General features: G+C 42.3%; 21 protein-coding genes and 1 pseudogene. 20 read left to right on the plus strand and 2 right to left on the minus strand.

Annotated features, from left to right (window positions below; all coding sequences use genetic code 11):
- Nucleotides 1-144 precede the first annotated feature (144 nt).
- From DTA24_RS09260 to ugd, 19 genes and pseudogenes are all read left to right on the plus strand, one after another.
- Nucleotides 145-1284 (plus strand): polysaccharide export protein, encoded by a 1140-nt coding sequence (locus DTA24_RS09260; protein WP_014343315.1) that lies wholly within the window; start codon nt 145-147, stop codon nt 1282-1284.
- Nucleotides 1284-1718: a protein-tyrosine-phosphatase gene (locus DTA24_RS09265; RefSeq protein WP_042047318.1), complete on the plus strand. Its 435-nt coding sequence runs from the start codon at nt 1284-1286 to the stop codon at nt 1716-1718. Before DTA24_RS09260 ends, DTA24_RS09265 begins: the two co-directional genes overlap by 1 nt.
- A 16-nt stretch (nt 1719-1734) precedes the next feature.
- Entirely contained in the window at nt 1735-3891 is a 2157-nt protein-coding gene (locus DTA24_RS09270) for a polysaccharide biosynthesis tyrosine autokinase (protein WP_039102362.1), read from the plus strand.
- Between the two features lie 86 nt (nt 3892-3977).
- The gene (gene wbaP / locus DTA24_RS09275) at nt 3978-5414 is read left to right on the plus strand and encodes an undecaprenyl-phosphate galactose phosphotransferase WbaP (RefSeq protein ID WP_039102361.1); all 1437 of its coding nucleotides are present in this window, start codon (nt 3978-3980) and stop codon (nt 5412-5414) included.
- Between the two features lie 33 nt (nt 5415-5447).
- On the plus strand, nt 5448-6359 hold the full coding sequence (locus DTA24_RS09280) for a glycosyltransferase family 2 protein (protein ID WP_071983247.1): 912 nt from the start codon (nt 5448-5450) through the stop codon (nt 6357-6359).
- Between the two features lie 124 nt (nt 6360-6483).
- On the plus strand, nt 6484-7548 hold the full coding sequence (locus tag DTA24_RS09285) for a glycosyltransferase family 4 protein (protein ID WP_123836743.1): 1065 nt from the start codon (nt 6484-6486) through the stop codon (nt 7546-7548).
- 37 nt (nt 7549-7585) lie between these two features.
- Entirely contained in the window at nt 7586-8998 is a 1413-nt protein-coding gene (locus DTA24_RS09290) for a right-handed parallel beta-helix repeat-containing protein (protein WP_071983250.1), read from the plus strand.
- 20 nt (nt 8999-9018) lie between these two features.
- Nucleotides 9019-9573: pseudogene (locus DTA24_RS28760) on the plus strand (glycosyltransferase family 2 protein); the annotation flags it as partial.
- 48 nt (nt 9574-9621) lie between these two features.
- Entirely contained in the window at nt 9622-9903 is a 282-nt protein-coding gene (locus DTA24_RS28765; RefSeq protein WP_223350488.1) for a hypothetical protein, read from the plus strand.
- 40 nt (nt 9904-9943) lie between these two features.
- A complete protein-coding gene (locus tag DTA24_RS09300) occupies nt 9944-11173 on the plus strand; it encodes an EpsG family protein (protein ID WP_039104134.1) in 1230 nt (409 codons plus the stop codon).
- 170 nt (nt 11174-11343) lie between these two features.
- The gene (locus DTA24_RS09305) at nt 11344-12324 is read left to right on the plus strand and encodes a glycosyltransferase 61 family protein (protein WP_162493307.1); all 981 of its coding nucleotides are present in this window, start codon (nt 11344-11346) and stop codon (nt 12322-12324) included.
- Nucleotides 12317-13147, plus strand: coding sequence for a hypothetical protein (locus tag DTA24_RS09310; RefSeq protein WP_071983251.1), 831 nt, complete (start codon nt 12317-12319; stop codon nt 13145-13147). The genes DTA24_RS09305 and DTA24_RS09310 overlap by 8 nt, the downstream gene beginning before the upstream one ends.
- 79 nt (nt 13148-13226) lie before the next feature.
- Nucleotides 13227-14663 carry a lipopolysaccharide biosynthesis protein gene (locus DTA24_RS09315; protein WP_123836745.1) on the plus strand — a complete coding sequence of 479 codons (1437 nt, stop codon included), beginning with the start codon at nt 13227-13229 and terminating at the stop codon, nt 14661-14663.
- A gap of 162 nt (nt 14664-14825) precedes the next feature.
- Nucleotides 14826-16232: an NADP-dependent phosphogluconate dehydrogenase gene (gndA, locus tag DTA24_RS09320; RefSeq protein WP_000043542.1), complete on the plus strand. Its 1407-nt coding sequence runs from the start codon at nt 14826-14828 to the stop codon at nt 16230-16232.
- 222 nt (nt 16233-16454) lie between these two features.
- Nucleotides 16455-17519, plus strand: coding sequence for a dTDP-glucose 4,6-dehydratase (gene rfbB, locus DTA24_RS09325; RefSeq protein ID WP_032736000.1), 1065 nt, complete (start codon nt 16455-16457; stop codon nt 17517-17519).
- Nucleotides 17520-17545: 26 nt separating this feature from the next.
- Nucleotides 17546-18415, plus strand: a complete 870-nt coding sequence (gene rfbA, locus DTA24_RS09330; RefSeq protein ID WP_032735999.1) for a glucose-1-phosphate thymidylyltransferase RfbA — start codon at nt 17546-17548, stop codon at nt 18413-18415.
- Between the two features lie 31 nt (nt 18416-18446).
- Nucleotides 18447-19337 (plus strand): dTDP-4-dehydrorhamnose reductase, encoded by an 891-nt coding sequence (rfbD, locus tag DTA24_RS09335; RefSeq protein WP_004206787.1) that lies wholly within the window; start codon nt 18447-18449, stop codon nt 19335-19337.
- Nucleotides 19338-19351: 14 nt separating this feature from the next.
- Nucleotides 19352-19906 carry a dTDP-4-dehydrorhamnose 3,5-epimerase gene (rfbC, locus tag DTA24_RS09340; protein ID WP_023297948.1) on the plus strand — a complete coding sequence of 185 codons (555 nt, stop codon included), beginning with the start codon at nt 19352-19354 and terminating at the stop codon, nt 19904-19906.
- 181 nt (nt 19907-20087) lie between these two features.
- Nucleotides 20088-21254: a UDP-glucose 6-dehydrogenase gene (ugd, locus tag DTA24_RS09345; RefSeq protein WP_000704907.1), complete on the plus strand. Its 1167-nt coding sequence runs from the start codon at nt 20088-20090 to the stop codon at nt 21252-21254.
- A 422-nt stretch (nt 21255-21676) separates the two neighbouring features.
- Here ugd and DTA24_RS28055 read toward each other — a convergent pair whose 3' ends face one another.
- Both DTA24_RS28055 and DTA24_RS09355 read right to left on the minus strand, forming a co-directional pair.
- On the minus strand, nt 21677-21799 hold the full coding sequence (locus DTA24_RS28055) for a small membrane protein (protein WP_004144151.1): 123 nt from the start codon (nt 21797-21799) through the stop codon (nt 21677-21679).
- A gap of 399 nt (nt 21800-22198) precedes the next feature.
- Nucleotides 22199-23203: an NAD-dependent epimerase gene (locus DTA24_RS09355; protein ID WP_008804104.1), complete on the minus strand. Its 1005-nt coding sequence runs from the start codon at nt 23201-23203 to the stop codon at nt 22199-22201.
- A gap of 1077 nt (nt 23204-24280) precedes the next feature.
- On the opposite strand from DTA24_RS09355, the gene DTA24_RS09365 reads away from it, so the two are divergent.
- Nucleotides 24281-25696 (plus strand): mannose-1-phosphate guanylyltransferase/mannose-6-phosphate isomerase, encoded by a 1416-nt coding sequence (locus DTA24_RS09365; RefSeq protein WP_039104127.1) that lies wholly within the window; start codon nt 24281-24283, stop codon nt 25694-25696.
- Nucleotides 25697-25717: the final 21 nt, after the last annotated feature.

Here is a 25717-nt window from a genome sequence, read left to right on the forward strand (position 1 = left end):
GCTGAATGCTGAAAACAGGGGAGAGAGGGTGGTAGCGCTGCAGGACGCAGTCAGCTTTTATCTCTCCATAGGCCGGCAGGGAAGCAACGGCTATGACAGCTGCTCAGGAATTGGCAAATTTTGATTTACTGATGATGTGACATTATGAAGAAAAAACTTGTTAGATTTTCGGCATTAGCGTTGGCTATTGGGTTTTTATCGGGTTGTACAATTATCCCTGGTCAGGGATTAAATAGTCTGCGGAAGAACGTAGTGGAGCTTCCGGACAGCGATTACGATTTGGATAAACTGGTAAACGTTTATCCGATGACGCCGGGCCTGATCGAGCAACTCCGTCCGGAGACTGTGCTCGCTCGTCCAAACCCACAGTTGGATAATTTACTACGTAGTTACGAATATCGCATTGGGGTAGGTGACGTACTGATGGTTACGGTATGGGATCACCCGGAATTGACAACGCCTGCAGGTCAATACCGTAGCGCCAGCGACACCGGCAACTGGGTTAACTCCGACGGTACCATTTTCTATCCTTATATCGGTAAAGTACAGGTGGCGGGAAAAACGCTTAGCCAGGTACGCCAGGATATAGCCAGCCGTTTGACAACATATATCGAAAGTCCACAGGTAGACGTAAGTATTGCTGCATTCCGCTCGCAAAAAGCTTATGTGACTGGGGAAGTTGCTAAATCAGGACAACAACCGATTACAAACATTCCTCTTACTGTCATGGATGCTATTAATGCAGCAGGTGGTTTAGCTGAAAATGCAGACTGGCGTAATGTTGTTCTAACCCATAATGGTAAAGATACTAAAATCTCATTATATGCATTAATGCAAAAGGGCGACTTAACGCAAAACCATATGCTCTATCCAGGAGACATCCTTTTTGTTCCTCGTAATGATGATCTTAAAGTTTTTGTGATGGGTGAAGTTGGTAAACAAACCACAATGAAGATGGATCGAAGTGGTATGACCCTAGCTGAGGCTTTAGGGAATGCTGAAGGGGTATCTCAGGAAATGAGCGATGCAACAGGGATATTTGTTATACGTCAATTGAAATCCAATAAGCAGGGGAAAATTGCTGATATATATCAATTAAATGCACAAGACGCATCAGCAATGGTTCTAGGAACAGAATTCCAATTGCAACCATATGACATCGTTTATGTCACTACAGCACCTTTGGTACGCTGGAATCGAGTAATCTCTCAATTAGTACCAACTATAACAGGTGTACATGATATGACAGAAACAGTTCGTTATATTAAGAGATGGCCTAATTAATGTTTAACTCTATACTTGTAATATGTACCGGGAATATATGTCGTTCACCAATAGGTGAGCGCTTATTACAAAAGTATCTACAAAACAAAACTGTTGACTCTGCTGGTGTAGGGGCTTTAGTAGATTATCCTGCGGATGATTCCGCAATAAGGATAGCAGCTACGCATAATCTTTCACTGAACAATCATCAGGGTAAACAATTCACATCTTCGATGGCCCGAAAATATGATTTAATACTTGTGATGGAGAAGGCGCATATAGAAAAAGTAACTCATATCGCACCGGAAGCACGTGGGAAAGTAATGTTGCTAGGCCATTGGATAGGTGAAAGAGAGATTCCTGATCCCTATCGTAAAAGTGATGAAGCATTTGAGTTAGTATATCAATTAATTGACCAAAGCTGTAAAAGTTGGGTCGCAAAATTAGGTAGATAACATCAGGATATAAGGTATGACATCAGTAATGAATAATAAGCCTTCTCCCGTAGATTCCGATGACATCGATTTAGGCCGTTTAATTGGTGAATTGATTGATCATCGCAAGTTAATAGTTGCGATAACTACAGGGTTTACGGTAATCGCGGTATTTTATGCTCTGTTAGCTACGCCAATCTATCAGGCAAATGCATTGGTACAAGTTGAACAAAAACAGGGTAATACAATTTTAAGTAATTTAAGCCAAATATTACCTGATAGCCAACCGCAGTCTGCACCAGAAATCACTCTGTTACAATCTAGAATGATTCTAGGTAAAACAGTAGATGATTTAGGATTGCAAACCCAGATAAAACAGAAGTTTTTCCCTGTAATTGGGAGAGGCTTAGCTAGAATAATGGGAAATAAATTGGGTGCAATTGAGGTAAAAGATCTGTACTTGCCTGATAATAAAAGTGGTGAAAATCCTGAGGTAATCTTAACTGTAATTGATAAAGATAATTACTCAATAGAAGCGGATGGATTTGATTTTAATGCCAAGGTAGGAGAATTGGTCGAAAAGAATGGAATGTCGATTTTAGTTACAGCGATTGAGGCTGAGCCTGGTAGTAAATTTAGTATTAACTACCTGACGCGTCTAAAAGCAATGAATATGCTACAAAATTCATTTGGAGTTGCTGATCAAGGAAAAGACACTGGCATGCTAACGCTGACAATGACTGGTGACAATCCACAGCAAATTACAAAAATTTTAGATAGTATTAGCCAAAATTATTTAGCACAAAATGTGGAGCGTCAAGCTGCTCAAGATGCGAAAAGTTTAGATTTTTTAAACGAACAATTACCTAAAGTCCGAAATGATTTAGATCAAGCTGAGGATAAGTTAAATGCTTATCGTAAGCAACGTGATTCAGTCGATTTGACAATGGAAGCAAAGTCAGTATTAGATCAAATTGTTAATGTGGATAACCAGCTTAATGAGATCACATTCAGAGAAGCTGAAATATCACAACTCTACACTAAAGAGCATCCAACTTATAAAGCATTAATGGAAAAAAGGCAAACACTCCAAAATGAAAAAACAAAGTTAAATAAAAAAGTAAGTTCGATGCCATCGACACAGCAAGAGGTGCTTAGGCTTAGTCGTGATGTTGAATCTGGAAGAGCTGTGTATCTTCAATTACTTAATCGACAACAAGAGTTGAATATAGCAAAATCTAGCGCAATAGGTAATGTGAGAATAATTGATAATGCAGTTAGTGAACCAAAACCAATTAAACCCAACAAACCACTAATTGTTGTGGTCGGATTTATCTTTGGCTTATTGTTTTCAGTTGGGATGGTTTTATTAAGAATTCTATTAAGACGCGGTATTGAATCGCCAGAACAATTAGAAGAAATGGGAATAAATGTTTACGCTAGTGTACCTGTTTCTGAATGGCTAAGTAAAAACTTAGCGAAAAATAAAATTAACAGAAAAGAGTCTGATATTTTACTAGCAGTAGAAAATCCTGCAGATTTAGCCGTTGAAGCGATCAGGGGGTTACGGACTAGCCTTCATTTTGCAATGATGGAAGCCAAAAATAATATACTTATGATTTCTGGCGCTAGTCCAAATGCTGGTAAGACATTCATCAGTACAAATTTGGCTGCAACAATCGCATTAACAGGAAAGAAAGTACTTTTTATCGACGCAGATCTGAGAAAAGGGTATGTGCATAAAATGTTTGGCGGTAACAATGAGCATGGTCTGTCAGACATTCTTTCTGGACAAGCCACTCTCGATAATTCTTTAAAGCATGTTAAAGAAGGGGGCTTTGATTATATTGGACGTGGTGCGGTTCCGCCTAATCCTGCAGAATTGTTAATGCATCCACGATTTGAAACCCTTTTGAAAAAAGTAAGCAATGAATATGATTTGGTAATTATTGACACGCCACCTATTTTGGCCGTGACCGATGCGGCTATTATTGGCAGATATGCAGGTACGACTCTTCTTGTCGCTAGGTTTGAAATCAATACGCCTAAAGAGTTAATGGTAAGTGTGAAACGCTTTGAACAAAGCGGTATCACAATCAAAGGATGTATTCTGAATGGTATTGTAAAGAAAGCCAGCAGCTATTATGGCTACGGATATAGCCATTATGGCTACTCCTACGAGGATAAAAAATAATACAAATTTGGCTCTTTTTAAGGGCCATTTTTGAGATATATTAGAAGAATAGTAATTTAACTTGTCTTCAATAGGCAGAGGAAATTATGACGCATTTAGCGAAGAATATAGGCTGCACTATTGCCTTAGTTGTGTCTGATTTTATTAGTTTTGTGCTTTCATTATATTTAGCTGTTGGTCTTTTAGCTGTATCAATGACTGATTTTGAAACTAGAGTTCCGGGTGAACAACTTGATACTTGGATTTTGTTACATTTACTTCTTGGAGTGTGTTGTGTCGCTTGGTATGGTATAAGGCTTAGGCATTATTTTTATCGAAAAACATTTTGGTATGAACTAAAAGAAATTTTAAGAACATTAATTATTTTCGCTGTTATTGAAATGGCGGTGATGGCTTTTGCGAAATGGTATTTTTCTCGCTATGTTTGGCTATTAACTTGGCTTTTGGCTGTTTTCTTAGTACCGTTAGCCAGAATGGGGACTAAATGGTGTCTAAATAAAATAGGATTCTGGTTGCGGGATACATGGATAATTGGCAATGGGAAAAATGCAATCGAAGCTTATAAAGCTATATATAGCGAGCGGAATTTAGGCTTGAAAATTGTTGGCTTTATCGATAGTGGGAGTGCGTCAAACAATACTCATGGAACAGATGTTATTAATGGTATTGAGGTAATCAAAGCTAGCAAGGATTGGCTGGAGTCCATTGATAGGCGAACACAATTTATTGTTGCGGTTGAATCAACAGAAAGTGAGACTCGCAACAATTGGTTACGTGAGTTCATGATTAAAGGCTATAGATATGTTTCGGTTATACCTACTTTAAGAGGTGTTCCACTAGACAGTACAGATATGTCTTTCATATTTAGTCATGAAGTAATGATTTTTCGTGTTCAGCACAATCTTGCAAAATGGTCATCAAGAATAATCAAAAGGCTCTTTGATGTTGTTGGATCTCTAGGAATTATATTCATTTTATCTCCATTGTTAATATACATTAGTTATAAAGTAAAAAAGGACGGTGGACCTGCAATATATGGACATGAGAGAGTTGGGAAGAATGGGAAACCGTTTAAATGTTTGAAGTTCAGATCAATGGTTGTAAATTCCAAGGAAGTGCTTGAAAACTTATTGGCCACCGATGATTCAGCCCGTCATGAATGGGAAATGACGTTCAAATTAAAGAATGATCCTCGCATTACAAAGATAGGACAACTATTAAGAAGAACAAGTCTTGATGAGTTACCACAGCTCTTCAATGTACTTAAAGGTGAAATGAGCTTGGTAGGACCTCGCCCAATTATTACTGCAGAATTAGAACGCTATAATGATGAAGTAGCATATTATTTACTTAGTAAACCAGGAATGACAGGCCTTTGGCAAGTTAGTGGGCGTAGTGATGTAGATTACGATACTCGGGTCTATTTAGATGCATGGTATGTTAAAAATTGGTCGATGTGGAATGATATTGCAATACTCTTCAAAACTACAACTGTCGTATTGAAGAGAGATGGTGCATATTGATGGTCTATTTAATGTCACAACAGAGTGTTTAGTATGAATTACTACATTGCTATACCAACCTATAATGGTGGTAGTGTTTGGAAGGAAGTAGTAGATGCAATTAAGAAAAATATCTCCTCAGATGTTTTTATCCATGTCATCGATTCCTCAAGTAAGGATGAAACAGTTTCAATTGCAAGAGAAGCAGGTTTTAATATCGTAACTATTGGAGGGCATCAATTTAACCATGGTGGAACAAGGAATCTTGCAGTATCGAACTTTGCTAAAAAATATGATGTAGTTATCTTCCTCACACAAGATGCAATACCTGAAGCTGGATTTATTGAGAATATTATCTCTGTATTTGACAACCCTGGAGTCGCATGTGCATATGGGCGCCAACTGCCTCATAATAATGCCAACCCATTAGCTAAGCACGCAAGGTATTATAATTATCCTGCTGAGAGTTATATTGCCAGTAGAGAAACAGTCAAAGAAATGGGACTGAAAGCTGTTTTTATGTCTAATTCATTTTCGGCATATCGATTATCAGTATTTGAAGAAATTGGTGGTTTTCCATCGAATACAATTCTTTGTGAAGACATGTTTTTTGCTGGCAAAGCATTGCTCCGCGGCCATAAGATAGCATATGTCGCGGATGCCAAAGTCCGACATTCACATAATTATTCAGCAATAGAGGAATTTAAACGTTATTTTGATATTGGAGTTTTCCATGAATGTGAACCATGGATACGTCATAACTTCGGTGGTGCTGGGGGAGAAGGGAAAAAATTCATTCTTTCTGAACTAAAATTCTTGGCCGAACATTATCCACATTGGATACCTGTCGCATTCATAAATAACTTTATGAAAATTTTAGGGTACAAACTGGGACAGCGTTATAAACATATTCCGTATAGTGTGATTCAGAGATTTAGTATGCACAAAAAATTTTGGATAAAATGATCCATTAAACTCCTTTAGTATCTTAATGTTTTATAAAATATAATAAATATATTCTGACATGTAAATTTTCAGCTGAAAATATTTTGCTAAACTTAACTATATACTATCAGATTGAGAGGTTTTCTTGTCACGTATAAAAGTGCTTTATATATTGCCTGACTTGTCAAACGCCGGGCCAGTTAATATGTGTCTTAGTTTAATCAAAGGATTAGATAAAAAAACATTCGATATTAATGTTGCCGCTTTGGGTAGCGGTGAGTTAATTCATCAGTTTGAAGATTTTGCCTCTGTTAAAATTTTCCCGCGGTCAAAAATATTGAATTTTATCAAACAAATTAAGATGGGAAATTATGATATTATTCACTCGCATACAATAATTGCAGATTTATTTTCTTTTACAGCATGTTCTACTGCTAAAAAAATTACTACAATTCATAACTATCCTGATATAGATTCAGTATTTAGAAGAGGAAGGATTGTTGGCGGTGGTCTGTATATTTTACAAAAAATTGCCATTAGGAGTATGGTAAAGGTTGCTTGTTCTATTTCAGTGAGAGATTATTGTACAAATAAATTAAACTTTGGGAAGGTGATTGCTATACCAAACGGAGTTCCTCCTTCGGCCTATTCAACAAAAAATGTTAATGTAGATAGTGGTACTATAAACTTTTATTACTTGGGAAGTATTACAGCACGAAAGAATGTTGAAGAATTGCTCCTGGCCTTTTCCAAGTGGAGCGTAAATAAAAATGCAAAGCTTAATATCATTGGTGGTGGTGACCTTTTGGAGGCATTATCATTAAAATATAATGATAACAAAATTAAATATTATGGGAAGATATCTGAACCAGCACAGACGGTTATTGATTTTGATTGCTTCGTTTCAGCATCCAGAGCCGAAGGAATGCCTCTAGCTTTATTAGAAGCGCTAAGTTTAGGGAAAGCGTATATTTGCTCGAATATAGACCCTCATATGGAGGTCTATAAAAGTGATAATGGACGCTCTGGATTTATTTATGAGTTAGAAAACAAAGAGGAATTAATTCAATCCTTTGATAAATATTATAATACTCCAAATCGCGCCATGTTATCACAAAATGCCAAACAATGCTTTGATTTATATTATGATATGAGAATTATGTCAGAACATTACTCTAAATTATATTTAGAGATGGGTAATAAGGTATAACATCAATTTTTTTATATATATGCTACAGGAATTCTGTATGGATCTTAAAAAAAGGTTTTTATTAAAAGCATTGGCAGCCAACTTAATTGTGAGTGAAGCTTTATTTAAAAATCTTGTTTGGTCTGCGGAGTTTTCTGTTGAAGATCGAACGTACTTATATCCCGAGGATTTTGGTGCAAAAGGAAATGGCTTAATCGATGATAGTGCTGCTCTGGCTGATTGCCTTAGAGTAAGTATTCTGATGAAAAAAAAAGTTCGTTTTAAAGAATCAGCTAAATATCTTTGTAAGCAGACTATTAGTATAGTAGGCACGATTAAAGTCAATGCAACCGGAGCGACAATTATCAGTAATGGTAATTTTCTTGAGGTTATTGACGGTGCTGGTAGTGAATGGGTAGGCGGATTATTAAAGGCAGCATCAAAACCGTACACTATTACCTATACTCAAGACTGGAGTATACAGCGTGAAGGAACATTAGGCTACGGAAGAATGCCATTTGATAACGAGTCGCAAAGAATCAACCGAGATTTTTTAGATCAAAAAATTGGATGCGCTCTCGTATTTAGAAGTTCTAACGGTTATGCTCTAGATGGTGTAATAATAAAAAACGTAACTACGGACTATGGCAATATTATTATTGCTGGCTTCAAAAATGTTATTATTGATTCCTGTAAAATAAAAGGAGGAGCTCATATGGGAGGTTGTGCCATATTAAATGGCACAAGAGACCCTATATTGTGGGGTTACAAGAATAGGATAAATGATTTCGAATTTGCACGTGGTTATGGACACAAAATTAGTAATTCCATCTTTTATCAGTGCCGAAATAACGGTCTTTTTTTGAGTGGTTCTGAAAATGTAGTGATTGATAATTGTAAATTTATTGATAATGGAGAATCTGGATTTAAGACAGCTCAATATGTTAAAAGAAGTTGGACAAATACTAATTGCTGCTGCAAAAATATAAAAATTTCAAATTGTTATGCATCTGGACAGGGGTATGATGGTTTTGATTTGCAGAATGTTTTTGGAAGTGGCGAGCAAGTTCACATTCCATCAAATATTTTGATATCAAACTGCATTTCTGAAAATAATCGTAGAACTGGCTTTATATCACAAGGCGGTGGTAATTTTTTTGTAGAGTGTATTTCATCTAATAATGGCTCACATGGATTAGTCTCCAAATTTAGTAGAAATGTTAAAATGCTTCGGTGCAAATCCACAAATAATCTTCAGTTTTTTGATGGGATTGAATTAGGATTATTAGGCCCAGACTGTATTATGGAAGAATGTAGTGTTGTACATAACAAAGGAAACGGGAAGTATTTTTTAATAACGCATACTATTAATGATTCATCTATTAACAGGAAAGCAGGGTATTCAATAAGAAATAAAGTCCAAGATCATAATAAATGTGATATTGACCCTCGTGTTATAATTATTAATTAATATTGTTTAATGAGGAATTTATGAGAACACCATTAGTATCTGTATATATCCCAACTCATAATCGCGCTAATTTACTAAAAAAAGCTGTAGAATCTGTACTAAGACAAACATATCCACATGTCGAAATTTTAATTTGTGACGATGGATCTACTGATAATACTGAAGAGGTAGTTAATCAGTTAATTGAAAGAAATTCTGGGAAGACGATTATTTATTTAAAAAATGAACAAGCTCGTGGAGCCTGTTTTAGCCGTAATAGATGTCTCCAACATTCGAAAGGTGATTTTGTTACAGGTTTGGATGATGACGACGAGTTTACACCTGAAAGGATAAAAGCTTTTATAGATTTTGCACATGCGAAACAAATAAATTTTCTAACATCAGCACTTATGTTCCACAATGGACGCTTCTATAAGCGTGATAATAGTGTCGCTGAAGAAATTACCTTTGAAGATATGGGCTATAAAAATGTAATAGGTAATCAAGTGTTTGCTCATCGAAATATGTTCTTGGATGTGGGGGGGTTCGATGAGACATTTCCTGCTTGGCAAGACTATGATATGTGGTTTCGTATGATTAAAAAATTTGGACCATGTTACAGGTTAAATGACGCTACCTATATTATGAATGTAAATGAACAGCGTAAACGTATTACTACAGGTGGTAACGCACATCAAGGATATCAAAAATTTATTTTCAAACACAAGAAAGAACTTTCTACTAACCAGCTTAAGTCATTATACCTACGCGATATAATCAATAGAAATGATACTATTTCTATTAGCGATATTCTTAAATGTGGAACCGTAAATACGGCGCTGGAAATTTCAAAATATTGGTTAAGGAAGAATATTTCCGGGTTAGATAAAATAATTGCGCTAGCAAGAAGCAAAAAAACATCATAATAAAGTAAATGGATTTATATCTCTTCAGGTGACTTTTCATATGAACAATAAGTTTATTATTTCATTTTGGTCTTTTTTATTGTTGTTTATTCTTCCCGTAGCCGGATTTATTACATCTTTTTTTGCTCTAAGGCCGAATAAAAATAATAATCGCGTTTATTTAATAATGGCGCTTTTTTATTTTTTCTTTATGATCAGATATCCACCATTTTCGGATTCTTATTTCAGATTTTTGCAATACCAAAGTCTGTATTCATTATCTGGTGTGTTTAGTTCGGGGAATGATATATTATTCTATTTGAGTGCATTCATAGCAAAAAAAATAGGTGTCGACTTTTACTTAATACCTGCGTTCTACTCCTTTTTAATGGTTTATTTTTCATTGTCTGCATTTGGCGTTGTTATTAATAAAGAAGTGTATTGCACAAATGATAAGAAATTTATTTTTGCCCACGTGGTTTTTATCTCTACGTTAAATATCCTTAACTGGGCGGCTGGAATCAGATATGGCATGGCCATGATATGGATGGTGGCTGGAATAATTTACTACCTCTATGATTCCAGAAAGATCGGTATTTTATTAATTCTGTTCTCTGTATTTATGCATTTTTCAATGCTGTTTTTCTTACCTGTTATTTTTATAAATAGATTCTATAAACTTAAAAGTAAAAAAATAATTGTTCCGGTCTGTATCTTTTTTTACTTTTTAAGCACAACTATACTACCATTAGTTTTATCTAGTATAACATTTTGGGGAATATCAGACCATTCTTCTATATATGTTGATGGTATGTATTCACGGCAGAATAGCAACTTCAATGCAATGTTTTTATCAATTCTAGGTTATGTTTTTTTTGGGGTTTTACTTTTATCATTTGTAACTGATAGAAATCATAGATTTAAAATAGATGAGTTTACAGGGATATGTTCTATGGCTATTTTTCTCTCTGCCTCCTCTATAACTGGCTTTGGTAGATTTATTGCCTTGTGCAACTTTTTTTTGGTGTCGCGATTTCTTGTTGTTTATCTCGAGGGGAATTTTAGTATTCTCTCATTTAAGAAGTTATTTATATTATTCTTTTGTGTTGTTAATATTTTTCTTTTTGATATCTATCTTCAGCGCGATCAAATTTTCATGGCCAAAATGTGGCAAGGATTATATAAATCACCAGTCACTCTTTTAGACTATTCTCAGACTGACTATAATAAATATCTTTATCAAATTAATGCTGATGGTACTTGGATTCAACATGATCGAGATTCATATTAATTATCAATAATAATAGTGGTTAATATATGAAATTAAAAGAACAAGTAGGATTTTCTATTAATGAAAAGGCGATTGTCCTCCCTTGTAAGAAGGATTACAAACCTAAAAGTTGGGGAGTGGGAGGTGTTATAGACCAAGACGGTAAATTCATAGATAGTTCCGGATTATATATGAATTGGATTTCGTTTGGTGGAAAGTACGATTTTAATGCAGATGATGTTAAGCATGAAAATAAAAATGTAATTTGGTTTGGATTTTTTTACAAACATTGGGGGCATTTTCTTCTGGATTTTTTAAGTAGGATGTGGTATCTGCTTGAGCAATATAATGGTGAGGATATTATTTATGTTAGCCATGATCAAACCATAGACTCAAATTATATTCTTTTTTTTAAACTATTAGGAATAGATGAATCAAAAGTTCGAAGGATAACATCTTCGACATCCTTCAATGCCGTAATAATTCCTGACTATTCACGAACAGAGGATTATTATAATGAAAATTATTTGAAGATTTTTGAGGTTATTTCAAATAAAGTATTGAACGATGCTACTCAACAGGAAAAAAATAAATTTTTAGGTAAGTCATTTTATCTTTCTCGTTCTAAATTTAGTGATGCTAATAAAAAAGAGATAGGTGAGAACGGCATAGAAGCTGCTTTCAATACTGCAGGATTTGAATCAATTTCTCCTGAGGTTTTGACTCTACCACAGCAGTTATTGCTATGGAATTTGTCGTCAAAAGTAGCTTGTATAAATGGAACACTACCACTTAATTTTTTATTTGGAAGTAATAGTCTAAATTTAATTGTTCTTAATAAGACCAATCTTGTTCATCGAAATCTTGATGACGTTCTAGAAATTAAAAAGCACAAGACTGTAGTTTTTATCGATGTGTTCGAGCCTTGCTTTAGATGGGCGTCTAAAAATATTGGTGATGGACCTTTTGTCTTGAAGGTTACACCATCTCTGCAAAAGTACTTAGGTATCAAAAACACTCATCAATATGGAGTTCGTTTCTATATCAAGGCCTCGCTGTTTGTATTTTCTTTCAAATTAAAATATTTTTCCGTTAGAATAATCAAAAAGATTGCTAAAAAAACTTTAAATATAATTGCTCTATTTAATATAAAGAAGAATAACCATGAATAATATTGCGATTCTAGTAGTGCTATACGATAAAGAATTGATAGACTCCAAAACATTAACATCGTTGGTTAACTTTGACTTTAATTTTAATTCATTAGTTATTTATAACAACGGACCCGTCAATTTGGCTGTTAACGAGCAATTTGTGAATAGTTTATATCACAAATTTAAATCTGTGAAAATCGTCAACGATTTAAATAATTCTCCTTTGAGTAAGATTTATAATAATTTTATTTCGGAAATTGAAGTTTCTTCATATGTTATACTGGATGATGACACAGAGTTAAATCCTAGTTATATTGATATGTTAAATGATAATTATTTAAAATCAAAATATGATATTGTAGTTCCTAAAATCATATCGAAGGGTGGAGAACAGTATTATCCCATATCTAATGGTTTGCCAGTTATTACTGAAGGGGATGTTAATAATTTACCTAACCTATTATCTATAACTTCTGGAGTTGTCATAAACAATACTCTACTAGCAAAGATCAATGTTCTTAATAACCGTGTTTTTGACGAGCGATATGCATTATATGGTGTAGATACCAGTTTTTTCAAAAATATATCCAAGAATAAGCGGGTGTCGATAGGATTAGCTTCGCATTTATCTCATTCTTTATCTCGCGCTGAATCAATAGATTCACCTTTTAGGAGAAAAGAACGCTTATTCGATTTAGCCATTTCTACGAGATGCTATCCTAGCCTTTTCAATTATTATTATTTTATTAAGACTTTAATTAAGTTGTTTTTTTCCAGAAACTTTAAACTTGCATTATCAGTAGTAGATGTTTTTTGTAAAGGTAGACATCCCAAATGCTAAATTCAAACTTTACGTGCATTATATACTGTGTGAATAATATTTTTTTTATTGAGCCTTTCAAACTCGATGGGACATGCATATGACTTTATTAAAAAACGCTCAATGGAATATGCTTTCCCAGTTTTTTAAAATGCTTGTCCAATTAATTAATGTTATTTATTTAGCTAAAATAATACCTCCCGCGGAATATGGTATTATGGCCATGGCTCTGGTTATTATAAATCTTGGTATCTTGTTACGCGATTTAGGTACTTCTGCAGCTATTATCCAAAAAAAATCTTTAAGTCAAGATTTAGTAAATACGGTTTTCTGGCTTAACAGTTTTATGGGATTAGCTTTAGCTATTATCGTAGCTGTTTCAGCACCTTTTGTCTCATCTTTTTATGGACAGGTGAAACTATTTCCAGTTTTAATTTTATTAAGTATTACTTTTCCATTATCTAGTTGCGCTGCAACACACTTAGCCTTACTTGAAAGAGAGTCTCGTTTTAAAACAATATCTTTTATCGAAGTCTCATCCTCTATTATTGCAGTGATTGTAGCAATTACTATGGCAAATATGGGGTTTGGTGTGTTTAGTTTGGTTGGCCAAGCTATCATTCTTAATCTTATGTCAGCAATTCAGTTTTGGCGTGCGTCAAAGTGGAGACCTTATTTCAAACGATTTATTAACCTTGATGAACTTCGAAGTATTTTTGGATTTAGTGCGAATTTATCTCTTTTTAATTTTATTAATTATTTTTCGAGAAATGCTGATAGTTTTATAATAGGTAAGTTTTTGTCTGCAGCAATATTAGGTAGTTATAACCTTGCTTACAGACTTATGTTATTTCCTATTCAGACATTAACTTTTGTTGCCAATAGATCCTTATATCCAATTTTAAGCAGGCATCAAGATGATAATTCAGTGATTTCGAAAAACTATTTTAATTGTGTGTTCATTATTTTGATGTTGACAACACCATTAATGTGTGGGTTAGCTTTCTATAGCACTCCATTTATATATTTAGTTTTTGGTAGTCAATGGTTTTTAACTGCGGAGATTCTGCGTTGGCTTGCACCTACGGCAATTATTCAAGCGGTTTTGAGTACAACAGGTGCAGTATTTATGGCTAAAGCTAAGACAGACGTCTTAATGCGTTTAGGTTTTCTTGGTACTTTTTTACAAGTAAGTTCTTTTATTATTGGTGTACAATATGATATTAAGATATTTGCAATGTGTTATTTTATTGCAAATTGTCTTAATTTCTTTCCAGTAATGTTTTGCTTATTTAAAATTATTGATGTATCTTTTATCGATTTCTTCAAGCGAATTAGTCCCATTTTTGTGTCTTCTTTTCTTATGGTGCTATTTTTATATGCACTTTCAATTATATATCCAGTAAATGATATTGCCAACTTATTAGTCCTTGTGTTATTTGCTTTGGCAGGTGCATTTGTTTATATTCTCGCTTTATTTTTAGTGTCTAGCGATTTTCGAAGTTATTTTATTGCTCGTGTACTGAAGAGGCATTGATATATAATCATTTTTATCTTCCCTAGAAAGTCATATGCTTATTCTTGGTGTGGATTTTATTTTTATAAATGTTCTATCAGTTATCTCCTCTTTGAGTTAAAATTATCTAACATGATTAATTTTGCTACTTTGTGCATTGACTAAACCTGACAGGAGTATGTAATGTCCAAGCAACAGATCGGGGTTGTCGGTATGGCAGTGATGGGGCGTAATCTTGCGCTGAACATCGAAAGCCGCGGTTATACCGTCTCCGTTTTCAACCGCTCCCGTGAAAAGACCGAAGAAGTGATTGCCGAAAACCCAGGCAAGAAGCTGGTCCCTTACTACACAGTACAAGAGTTTGTTGAATCCCTCGAAACACCACGTCGTATCCTGTTGATGGTGAAGGCCGGGGCTGGCACCGACAGCGCCATCGATTCCCTGAAGCCTTACCTCGACAAAGGCGACATCATCATTGATGGCGGTAACACCTTCTTCCAGGACACTATTCGTCGTAACCGTGAACTGTCTGCTGAAGGTTTCAATTTTATCGGTACCGGTGTCTCCGGCGGTGAAGAGGGGGCTCTGAAAGGCCCTTCCATCATGCCTGGTGGGCAGAAAGAAGCCTATGAGTTGGTTGCTCCGATTCTGAAGCAGATCGCGGCGGTTGCAGAAGACGGTGAGCCATGTGTGACCTATATCGGTGCTGATGGTGCTGGCCATTATGTGAAGATGGTTCATAACGGCATCGAGTATGGTGACATGCAGCTGATTGCTGAAGCTTATGCGCTGTTGAAAGGCGGTCTGGCACTTTCTAACGAAGAGCTGGCGCAAACCTTCACCGAATGGAACGAAGGTGAGCTGAGCAGCTACCTGATCGACATTACCAAAGATATCTTCACCAAGAAGGATGAAGAAGGTAAGTACCTCGTCGATGTCATTCTTGATGAAGCTGCAAACAAAGGTACCGGTAAGTGGACCAGCCAGAGCTCACTGGATCTCGGCGAACCTCTGTCTCTGATCACCGAGTCCGTGTTTGCTCGCTATATTTCTTCGCTTAAAGACCAGCGTGTAGCCGCTTCGAAAGTGCTGAGCGGCCCGCAGGCTCAGCCGGCCGGTGATAAAGCTGAATTTATTGAAAAAGTGCGTCGCGCGTTGTACCTCGGTAAAATCGTTTCCTATGCTCAGGGCTTCTCCCAGCTGCGCGCTGCTTCTGATGAATACAACTGGGATCTGAACTACGGCGAGATCGCTAAGATTTTCCGCGCTGGCTGCATCATTCGTGCGCAGTTCCTCCAGAAGATCACCGATGCTTATGCGCAAAATGCTGGCATTGCTAACCTCCTGTTGGCGCCGTACTTCAAACAGATCGCTGATGACTATCAACAGGCGCTGCGTGATGTCGTGGCCTATGCTGTGCAGAATGGTATTCCGGTACCGACGTTCTCTGCCGCAATTGCCTACTACGACAGCTACCGTTCCGCAGTTCTGCCAGCTAACCTGATTCAGGCTCAGCGTGATTACTTTGGTGCGCACACCTATAAGCGTACTGATAAAGAAGGCGTTTTCCACACTGAGTGGTTAGATTAATATTTAATTTATTAGACCTCCTGAAATTTATTGGAGGTCTAATGTTAAAGTACATATATAATCAAGTTCTATTGTGATAAATAGTGGGAAATTAAGAATTTCGCTATTTGTTTTAAAAGTGTTCCTTCGATATTATCCCCATAAAATTACATCTCAGACATTTTAATATGGAGATGTATGCAATTATTTTTTTTTGCATGAGTAATCAAAGGTAAATAAAATATGAAGATTCTTGTCACCGGTGGCGCAGGCTTTATCGGCTCTGCTGTAGTTCGTCATATCATTGAAAATACCCGGGATGAAGTCCGAGTGGTGGACTGCCTGACCTACGCCGGCAACCTCGAATCCCTGGCGCCGGTGGCCGGGAGCGAACGCTACTCGTTTTCCCAGACTGATATCACCGATGCCGCTGCCGTGGCGGTCCAGTTCAGCGAATTCCGCCCGGATATCGTGATGCACCTGGCGGCAGAAAGTCATGTGGACCGTTCCATTGATGGCCCGGCGGCCTTTATCCAGACCAACGTGATCGGCACCTTCACTCTGCTGGAGGCGGCCCGTCACTACTGGTCCGGGCTTGGGGAAGCGCAGAAGCAGGCTTTCCGCTTCCACCACATCTCCACCGATGAAGTGTACGGAGACCTGCACGGCACCGATGATCTGTTCACCGAAGAAACCCCGTACGCGCCGAGCAGCCCGTACTCCGCCTCCAAAGCGGGCAGCGACCATTTGGTTCGCGCCTGGAACCGCACCTACGGCCTGCCGGTGGTGGTGACCAACTGCTCCAACAACTATGGTCCGTATCACTTCCCGGAGAAACTAATCCCGCTGACTATCCTTAATGCCCTGGCGGGTAAACCGCTGCCGGTATATGGCAACGGGGAGCAGATCCGTGACTGGCTGTATGTTGAGGACCATGCCCGTGCGCTGTACAAAGTGGCGACCGAAGGCAAGAGCGGCGAGACCTACAATATCGGCGGTCATAACGAGCGTAAAAATATCGATGTGGTGCGCACCATCTGCGCCATTCTCGACAAGGTGGTGGCGCAGAAGCCGGGTAACATCACTCATTTCGCAGACCTGATCACTTTTGTCACCGACCGTCCTGGACATGACCTACGTTATGCCATTGATGCCGCGAAAATTCAGCGCGATCTGGGCTGGGTACCACAGGAGACGTTCGAGAGCGGGATTGAAAAAACCGTGCACTGGTATCTGAACAACCAGACCTGGTGGCAGCGCGTGCTGGACGGCTCCTATGCCGGCGAGCGTCTGGGCCTCAATAACTGATATCTGACTAATTAAGGAAAAGATTTATGAAAGGTATTGTTCTGGCCGGCGGCTCCGGCACGCGTTTATATCCGATCACCCAGGGCGTCTCCAAGCAGCTGCTGCCGATCTATGACAAGCCGATGATTTTCTACCCGGTGTCCGTCCTGATGCTGGCGGGGATTCGCGACATCCTGATCATCTCTACACCGGACGATATGCCCTCCTTCCAGCGCCTGCTGGGCGATGGGTCACAGTTCGGGGTGAACTTCAGCTACGCCATCCAGCCGTCGCCGGATGGTCTGGCGCAGGCCTTTATCATTGGCGAGAAGTTTATCGGCAACGATGCCTGCGCCCTGGTGCTGGGGGATAATATCTACTTTGGCCAGAGCTTTGGTAAAAAACTGGAGGCGGCAGCGGCGAAGACCTCCGGTGCCACGGTGTTTGGTTATCAGGTGCTGGATCCGGAGCGCTTCGGGGTGGTGGAGTTCGACGAGAACTTTAAGGCGCTGTCTATCGAGGAGAAACCGCTGAAGCCGAAATCGGACTGGGCGGTGACCGGGCTCTACTTCTACGACAATAACGTGGTGGAGATGGCGAAGGACGTGAAGCCTTCTGAGCGCGGCGAGCTGGAGATCACCACCCTGAACCAGATGTATCTGGAGCAAGGTGACCTGCATGTTGAACTGCTGGGGCGCGGTTTTGCCTGGCTGGACACGGGCACCCACGATAGCCTGATGGACGCATCACAGTTTATTCACACCATTGAGAAGCGCCAGGGGATGAAGGTCGCCTGCCTGGAAGAGATTGGTTACCGCAATCAGTGGCTGTCGGCGGAAGGGGTGGCGGCTCAGGCCGAACGCCTGAAGAAAACCGAGTACGGTGCTTATCTGAAGCGCCTGCTGAACGAGCGTTAATGCTTTCTCCGTCAACGACAGGATACAGAGAATGAAGATTTTACTGATTGGCAAGAATGGCCAGGTGGGCTGGGAGCTCCAGCGTTCACTGTCCACCCTCGGCGACGTGGTCGCGGTGGACTACTTTGATAAAGAGCTGTGCGGCGATCTGACGAATCTGGAAGGCATCGCGCAGACCGTGCGTACCGTCCGCCCGGACGTGGTGGTGAATGCCGCCGCGCACACGGCAGTGGACAAGGCCGAAAGCGAGCGGGAGCTCTCCGACCTGCTGAACGACAAAGGGGTGGCGGTGCTGGCGGCAGAGTCGGCGAAGCTGGGTGCCCTGATGGTGCATTATTCCACGGACTATGTGTTCGACGGCGCCGGCAGCCATTATCGCCGGGAAGATGAAGCAACCGGCCCGCTGAACGTCTACGGTGAAACCAAACGCGCCGGTGAACTGGCGCTGGAGCAGGGCAACCCGCGTCATCTGATTTTCCGTACCAGCTGGGTGTATGCCACCCGCGGCGCCAACTTTGCCAAAACCATGCTCCGCCTGGCGGGTGAGAAAGAGACGCTCTCCATCATTGACGACCAGCACGGGGCGCCCACCGGCGCTGAGCTGCTGGCAGACTGCACGGCGACGGCAATCCGTGAAACGCTGCGTAATCCGGCGCTGGCCGGCACCTATCATCTGGTGGCCAGCGGCGAGACCAGCTGGTGCGACTACGCCCGCTATGTGTTTGAGGTGGCGAGGGCGCACGGTGCAGAGCTGGCGATCCAGGAAGTGAAGGGCATTCCGACGACGGCCTATCCGACGCCAGCGAAGCGTCCGCTCAACTCACGCCTGTCGAATGAAAAATTCCAGCAGGCATTTGGGGTGACTCTCCCGGACTGGCGTCAGGGTGTGGCTCGCGTGGTAACGGAAGTTCTGGGCAAATAAACGGGTAGCAAAAGATGAACATTATTAAAACAGATATTCCTGACGTGCTGATTTTTGAACCGCGCGTGTTTGGTGATGCGCGAGGTTTCTTCTTTGAGAGCTTCAGCAGCAAGGTGTTTAATGAGGCGGTGGGCCGCCAGGTGGATTTTGTTCAGGACAACCACTCCCAGTCCCAGAAAGGCGTATTGCGTGGGTTGCACTATCAGCTGGATCCGCACGCCCAGGGCAAACTGGTCCGCTGTGTGGAAGGTGAGGTATTTGACGTGGCGGTGGATATCCGTCGTTCATCGCCAACCTTTGGCAAATGGGTGGGCGCAGTGCTCAGCGCAGAGAATAAACGTCAGCTGTGGATCCCGGAAGGGTTCGCCCACGGGTTTATGGCGCTGAGCGACACGGTGCAGTTTGTCTACAAGGCGACGAACTACTACGCGCCGCAGTCAGAACGGAGCATCATCTGGAACGATCCGGAGATCGGGATTGACTGGCCGGCGCTGAGCGATTGCGCGCTCTCGCTGTCGGAGAAAGATCTGCAGGCACATACTCTTGCCACTGCAGAAGTATATAAATAATTAGGTTGTTTTTTTCCTAAAATGGCGGGTTCCAGATGGAACTCGTCATGTTTCTTCGTTAACAAACCGGGTCAACCGACCGACTTGACTTACCTTCCTTCTCAGCGTAAAACCGCCAACAGCATTATTTAAATTCGTGGCTATCCGCCATTACCCAGTTAACTGATTAAAGTGTAATCGAATGAAAATTACTATTTCCGGTACAGGTTATGTTGGTTTATCGAACGGTGTCCTGATTGCGCAAAACCACGAAGTGGTTGCTCTGGATATCGTACAGGCCAAAGTGGATATGCTTAACCAGAAGATCTCTCCGATTGTGGATAAAGAGATTCAGGAATATCTGGCAGAAAAACCGTTAAATTTCCGTGCTACCACGGACAAGCACGACGCCTATCGTAATGCCGACTACGTGATCATTGCGACGCCGACCGATTACGATCCCAAAACCAACTACTTCAACACCTCTACAGTGGAAGCGGTTATTCGCGATGTCACAGAGATCAACCCGAACGCGGTGATGATCATTAAATCGACCATCCCGGTGGGGTTCACCCGCGACATCAAAGAACGTTTAGGGATTGATAATGTTATTTTCTCTCCTGAGTTCCTGCGTGAAGGCCGTGCGCTGTACGACAACCTGCACCCATCGCGCATTGTTATTGGTGAGCGCTCTGCGCGTGCCGAGCGTTTCGCAGACCTGCTGAAAGAAGGCGCGATTAAGCAGGATATCCCGACCCTGTTTACCGACTCCACTGAAGCGGAAGCGATCAAACTGTTCGCGAACACCTATCTGGCGCTGCGTGTTGCCTATTTCAATGAGCTCGACAGCTATGCTGAAAGCCAGGGGCTGAACAGCAAGCAGATTATCGAAGGGGTATGCCTGGATCCGCGTATCGGTAACCACTACAACAACCCGTCCTTTGGCTATGGCGGCTACTGCCTGCCGAAAGATACCAAGCAGCTGCTGGCGAACTACGAATCGGTCCCGAACAATATCATCGCGGCTATCGTGGATGCTAACCGTACCCGTAAAGACTTTATCGCGGATTCTATTCTCGCCCGTAAGCCGAAAGTGGTGGGTGTGTATCGCCTGATCATGAAGAGTGGTTCGGACAACTTCCGTGCCTCTTCTATTCAGGGCATTATGAAGCGCATCAAGGCGAAAGGTATTCCGGTTATTATCTATGAACCGGTGATGCAGGAAGATGAGTTCTTCAACTCCCGCGTCGTGCGCGATCTGGATGCCTTCAAACAAGAAGCGGATGTGATCATCTCTAACCGTATGGCGGAAGAGCTGGCGGATGTGGCGGACAAGGTATACACCCGCGATCTGTTTGGTAACGATTAATTCTGCCTGTCTGAGACTGGCGGTTCCCTGCCGCCAGTGTTCTTCTTTATCTCCCCGTTATATCCCTCACTCCGCGTATTTCTCGCACATTCAGATTAGCCTCAATAAATTGTGATGGACATTACGATCCTGCTCAAAAGCCGTTGCGGGTTGAAAACAGGTCCGATAAGTTAAACTTACCTTGTGAAGAGCTACCGTCACTGTGATGTAGATGCCGGAGATAAGCGCCGGGAGGTAAAACAAAGCCTGCAACGCAGGCTTTTGTTATTTATGCCCTATGGAAATATGATGAACAGGGCGCGATTAACACTATTTTTTCTTGCCTTAATGCCACGCCAAAAAGCAGAATGAACGCTCATTCTGTAATATCATTTTTTTATCTCTTAATGTTATCTTAATCTGATTGCAATACAGAGCGGTCCTTACCACTTGCGTTTATTAAACGTCAGTTTCGTTTTCTTTCTGTCTTTTAAATAAGAAATCAAGAAATAAACGGAAACAGCAAGTAGTATGGCAGCCACCACTAAGAAAAATAGGTTTTCCATAATATCTACCACAGAGCGTATGTTGATTGAATTATTAGTTTGATAAGCAATGCACCAGTTTTGTTCTGTTGCATGGCTTGCTCTAACATATCCTGGATTTAGGAAAATTCCTACAGAGAGTAATGTTTTTGCTCAATCAGCATATAATGCTGTTTCCACTCACCAAATTGGGATGGATGACAGAAAAGTTTGAGTGCCTGGCGCGCGGATATTTGCTTTTTTGAAAAAAGCTGGATGAAACTGGTTTCAGGCAGGCGAGAAAAAAGGCAAAAATACCGTCTATAGCACAAAACATTATATATAAAACAATGAATGTGCATTCAGTCGACATATAGTCAGGATAACGGAGGTTCCATAGAAGAGATTGCCGCAACCTGACGATTGCGGCAGGGCAGGGGATTAGATCTGATAGTAATCCTTATACCACTCGACGAAGTTCTTCACGCCTTCCTTCACTGACGTCTGCGGCTTGAAACCCACCAGGTCATATAGCGGTTGGGTGTCTGCGCTGGTGTCCAGCACATCGCCCGGCTGGATCGGCATCATATTCTTCTTCGCTTCCATCCCCAGCGCCTCTTCCAGGGCGGTAATGTAGTCCATCAGTTCCACTGGCGAGCTGTTGCCAATGTTATAGACCCGATACGGCGCGGAACTGGTGGCCGGTGAACCGCTCTCAACGGTCCAGTCGGCATTGGCCTGCGGGATCACATCCTGGACGCGCACCACCGCCTCGACGATGTCGTCGATATAGGTAAAGTCGCGCTTCATTTTGCCGTAGTTGTAGACGTCAATACTTTTCCCTTCCAGCATCGCTTTCGTGAACTTGAACAGCGCCATATCCGGGCGGCCCCAGGGGCCATAGACCGTAAAGAAGCGCAGCCCGGTGGTCGGGATGCTGTACAGATGGGAATAGGTATGCGCCATCAGCTCATTAGCTTTCTTGGTGGCGGCATACAGGGAGACCGGATGATCGACGGAATCTTCGGTGGAGAACGGCATTTTACGGTTGAGGCCGTAAACCGAGCTGGAGGAGGCGTATACCAGGTGTTTCACTTTGGTATGACGGCAGCCTTCCAGAATATTCAGATAACCCATCAGGTTAGCGTCCGCATAGGCATACGGATTTTCCAGAGAGTAGCGCACACCGGCCTGGGCCGCCAGGTGGATCACGCGATCAAATTGCTCTGCGGCGAACAGCTTTGCCATACCTTCCCGGTCGGCCAGATCCAGCTGCTGGAAATGGAATGCCGGAGATGCCAGGCGATCCAGACGGGCCTGCTTCAGGCTGACGTCATAATAGTCGTTCATGTTGTCGATCCCGACAACATCATGCCCTTCATTCAGCAGGCGCTGCGCGATATGAAAGCCGATAAAACCTGCGGCACCAGTGACCAAAAACTTCATATTTTTCCTCCGGGGTGTGGATATCCCGTTCTACATAAGTGCCGATTTTACACTGGCTTGCGGTTGGGATCACTTGCTTTGCCGCGTCATCTCCGCCAGACGTGAGGTGAAGGACGTTTTTTCTGGCAAAATAACCGTGGCAAAAGGTGATAAATAACAATGTTTCTCATTTGACTGTTAGCCTCCGAATAATAACCTTGTGACTTGTCAGCGGTTTAGCGATTTGTGGCTAAACACAAAGGCAACAAATACCCATTGAGCCCGGCATAAGTTTGTTTAAAGTTATATTTTTTGTGCCCGGTTTATTTATCAAACGGGCTAAAAGTGCGCAATGATGGCTTTCTTTTCTTCATGGATATCAACAAATTGCTCTTTTTTTGCTTGTTTAATGAATGTTTATGATGTGTGTCATTTGAGTAATCCATTAATCAGTAGGCTTTTTTATTTTTATTCCCGCCGACCAGCGCTATAATCTGCGCACGATTTTCTTTGTGGAATGTGCAGTGTAGAGGCATGAGTCGTTTATCCCACCTATCGGAACATAGCGCCGTTGTTGTGTGCACAGGGCCATCAAGCCTGAATGCGCGTGGTCTCCCTGGCGGCGAAGACGATGTCTCTTCTTATCTTTCCCCACGTCGTAAACGCTCCTTTCTGACGGTTGCCAGCATCGGCTGGGCGCCCGTTGCGCTTTTTTCGGTGGCGGTAAGGGCATGTGTTTTGCCCTGCGTAAATGAGAAAGTCCTGATGGTTAACCCGGCGGCAAATGCGGAAAGTGTGGTGCGTTTGGCGGCCAGGTGAGGGAAGATGCATGTTAAAAGCAGAGATATGCCTGAAGGTATATCTCTGCTTTTAGGTTTTCAGGACACGCGTTCCGCCAGGCTGTCATTGTAGCCGCTGACTGAACGATCTGCCGACAGCCTGAAGCGAAAGAGGGTGGCGCTTAGCCTGGAGCACGGGAGCAGTACGCATTTTGGTTGCGACAGCCAATGGCGGTAGCGTGCCTCAAAAAGGCTACGCCACCTGACGGTCGATTGATTGATAGTAAAATAAAGCAATTATTTATTTAAGGATTTCATTATGTTACTTCCTGTAATTATGGCTGGTGGTACCGGCAGTCGTCTCTGGCCGATGTCTCGCGAGCTTTACCCGAAACAGTTCCTCCGGCTGTACGGGCAGAACTCCATGCTGCAGGAAACCATCACCCGACTCTCGGGCCTTGAAATCCATGAACCGATGGTCATCTGTAACGAAGAGCACCGCTTCCTGGTGGCCGAACAGCTGCGTCAGCTCAACAAGCTGTCGAACAACATTATTCTAGAGCCGGTCGGGCGCAACACCGCCCCGGCCATCGCCCTGGCGGCTCTTCAGGCCACCCGTCACGGCGACGACCCGCTGATGCTGGTCCTCGCCGCCGACCATATCATCAATAACCAGCCGGTCTTCCACGACGCCATCCGCGTCGCCGAGCAGTATGCCGATGAAGGCCATCTGGTCACCTTCGGTATCGTGCCGAACGCCCCGGAAACCGGCTACGGCTACATCCAGCGCGGCGTGGCCCTCACCGACAGCGCCCACACCCCGTACCAGGTGGCCCGCTTCGTGGAGAAGCCGGACCGCGAGCGCGCCGAGGCCTATCTCGCCTCCGGGGAGTACTACTGGAACAGCGGCATGTTTATGTTCCGCGCCAAAAAATACCTCTCCGAGCTGGCCAAATTCCGCCCGGATATCCTCGAAGCCTGCCAGGCCGCGGTCAATGCCGCCGACAACGGCAGCGACTTCATCAGCATTCCGCATGACATTTTCTGCGAGTGCCCGGACGAGTCCGTGGACTACGCGGTGATGGAGAAAACCGCCGACGCGGTGGTGGTCGGTCTCGATGCCGACTGGAGCGACGTCGGCTCCTGGTCCGCCCTGTGGGAGGTCAGCCCGAAAGACGAGCAGGGTAACGTCCTCAGCGGTGACGCGTGGGTGCATGACAGCGAAAACTGCTACATCAACAGCGACGAGAAGCTGGTGGCGGCCATTGGCGTGGAGAACCTGGTGATTGTCAGCACCAAGGACGCCGTGCTGGTGATGAACCGCGAGCGTTCCCAGGACGTGAAGAAGGCGGTCGAGTTCCTCAAGCAGAACCAGCGCAGCGAGTACAAGCGCCACCGCGAGATTTACCGTCCCTGGGGCCGCTGCGACGTGGTGGTCCAGACCCCGCGCTTCAACGTCAACCGTATCACCGTGAAACCGGGCGGCGCCTTCTCGATGCAGATGCACCACCACCGCGCCGAGCACTGGGTCATTCTCGCCGGCACCGGTCAGGTGACGGTCAACGGCAAGCAGTTCCTGCTGACCGAGAACCAGTCCACCTTTATTCCGATTGGCGCCGAGCACAGCCTGGAAAACCCGGGCCGTATTCCGCTGGAAGTGCTGGAGATCCAGTCGGGGTCGTACCTCGGCGAGGACGACATTATTCGTATTAAAGACCAGTATGGTCGTTGCTAATTTTTTTCGGGACAAAACGCA

It is taken from the genome of Klebsiella sp. P1CD1 (assembly GCF_003790505.1).
Lineage (GTDB): Bacteria > Pseudomonadota > Gammaproteobacteria > Enterobacterales > Enterobacteriaceae > Klebsiella > Klebsiella variicola.

What these genes read in the sequence shown, in the direction of transcription:
- DTA24_RS09290 (WP_071983250.1), top strand. Translation starts at nt 7,586, where the DNA reads ATGGATCTTAAAAAAAGGTTTTTATTAAAAGCATTGGCAGCCAACTTA.
- DTA24_RS28765 (WP_223350488.1), top strand. Translation starts at nt 9,622, where the DNA reads ATGAATGTAAATGAACAGCGTAAACGTATTACTACAGGTGGTAACGCA.
- rfbD (WP_004206787.1), top strand. Translation starts at nt 18,447, where the DNA reads ATGAAGATTTTACTGATTGGCAAGAATGGCCAGGTGGGCTGGGAGCTC.
- wbaP (WP_039102361.1), top strand. Translation starts at nt 3,978, where the DNA reads ATGACGCATTTAGCGAAGAATATAGGCTGCACTATTGCCTTAGTTGTG.
- DTA24_RS28055 (WP_004144151.1), bottom strand. Translation starts at nt 21,799, where the DNA reads ATGGAAAACCTATTTTTCTTAGTGGTGGCTGCCATACTACTTGCTGTT.
- DTA24_RS09305 (WP_162493307.1), top strand. Translation starts at nt 11,344, where the DNA reads ATGAATTGGATTTCGTTTGGTGGAAAGTACGATTTTAATGCAGATGAT.
- rfbA (WP_032735999.1), top strand. Translation starts at nt 17,546, where the DNA reads ATGAAAGGTATTGTTCTGGCCGGCGGCTCCGGCACGCGTTTATATCCG.
- DTA24_RS09300 (WP_039104134.1), top strand. Translation starts at nt 9,944, where the DNA reads ATGAACAATAAGTTTATTATTTCATTTTGGTCTTTTTTATTGTTGTTT.
- DTA24_RS09280 (WP_071983247.1), top strand. Translation starts at nt 5,448, where the DNA reads ATGAATTACTACATTGCTATACCAACCTATAATGGTGGTAGTGTTTGG.
- gndA (WP_000043542.1), top strand. Translation starts at nt 14,826, where the DNA reads ATGTCCAAGCAACAGATCGGGGTTGTCGGTATGGCAGTGATGGGGCGT.
- DTA24_RS09355 (WP_008804104.1), bottom strand. Translation starts at nt 23,203, where the DNA reads ATGAAGTTTTTGGTCACTGGTGCCGCAGGTTTTATCGGCTTTCATATC.
- DTA24_RS09265 (WP_042047318.1), top strand. Translation starts at nt 1,284, where the DNA reads ATGTTTAACTCTATACTTGTAATATGTACCGGGAATATATGTCGTTCA.
- DTA24_RS09315 (WP_123836745.1), top strand. Translation starts at nt 13,227, where the DNA reads ATGACTTTATTAAAAAACGCTCAATGGAATATGCTTTCCCAGTTTTTT.
- ugd (WP_000704907.1), top strand. Translation starts at nt 20,088, where the DNA reads ATGAAAATTACTATTTCCGGTACAGGTTATGTTGGTTTATCGAACGGT.
- DTA24_RS09260 (WP_014343315.1), top strand. Translation starts at nt 145, where the DNA reads ATGAAGAAAAAACTTGTTAGATTTTCGGCATTAGCGTTGGCTATTGGG.
- rfbB (WP_032736000.1), top strand. Translation starts at nt 16,455, where the DNA reads ATGAAGATTCTTGTCACCGGTGGCGCAGGCTTTATCGGCTCTGCTGTA.
- DTA24_RS09365 (WP_039104127.1), top strand. Translation starts at nt 24,281, where the DNA reads ATGTTACTTCCTGTAATTATGGCTGGTGGTACCGGCAGTCGTCTCTGG.
- rfbC (WP_023297948.1), top strand. Translation starts at nt 19,352, where the DNA reads ATGAACATTATTAAAACAGATATTCCTGACGTGCTGATTTTTGAACCG.
- DTA24_RS09270 (WP_039102362.1), top strand. Translation starts at nt 1,735, where the DNA reads ATGACATCAGTAATGAATAATAAGCCTTCTCCCGTAGATTCCGATGAC.
- DTA24_RS09310 (WP_071983251.1), top strand. Translation starts at nt 12,317, where the DNA reads ATGAATAATATTGCGATTCTAGTAGTGCTATACGATAAAGAATTGATA.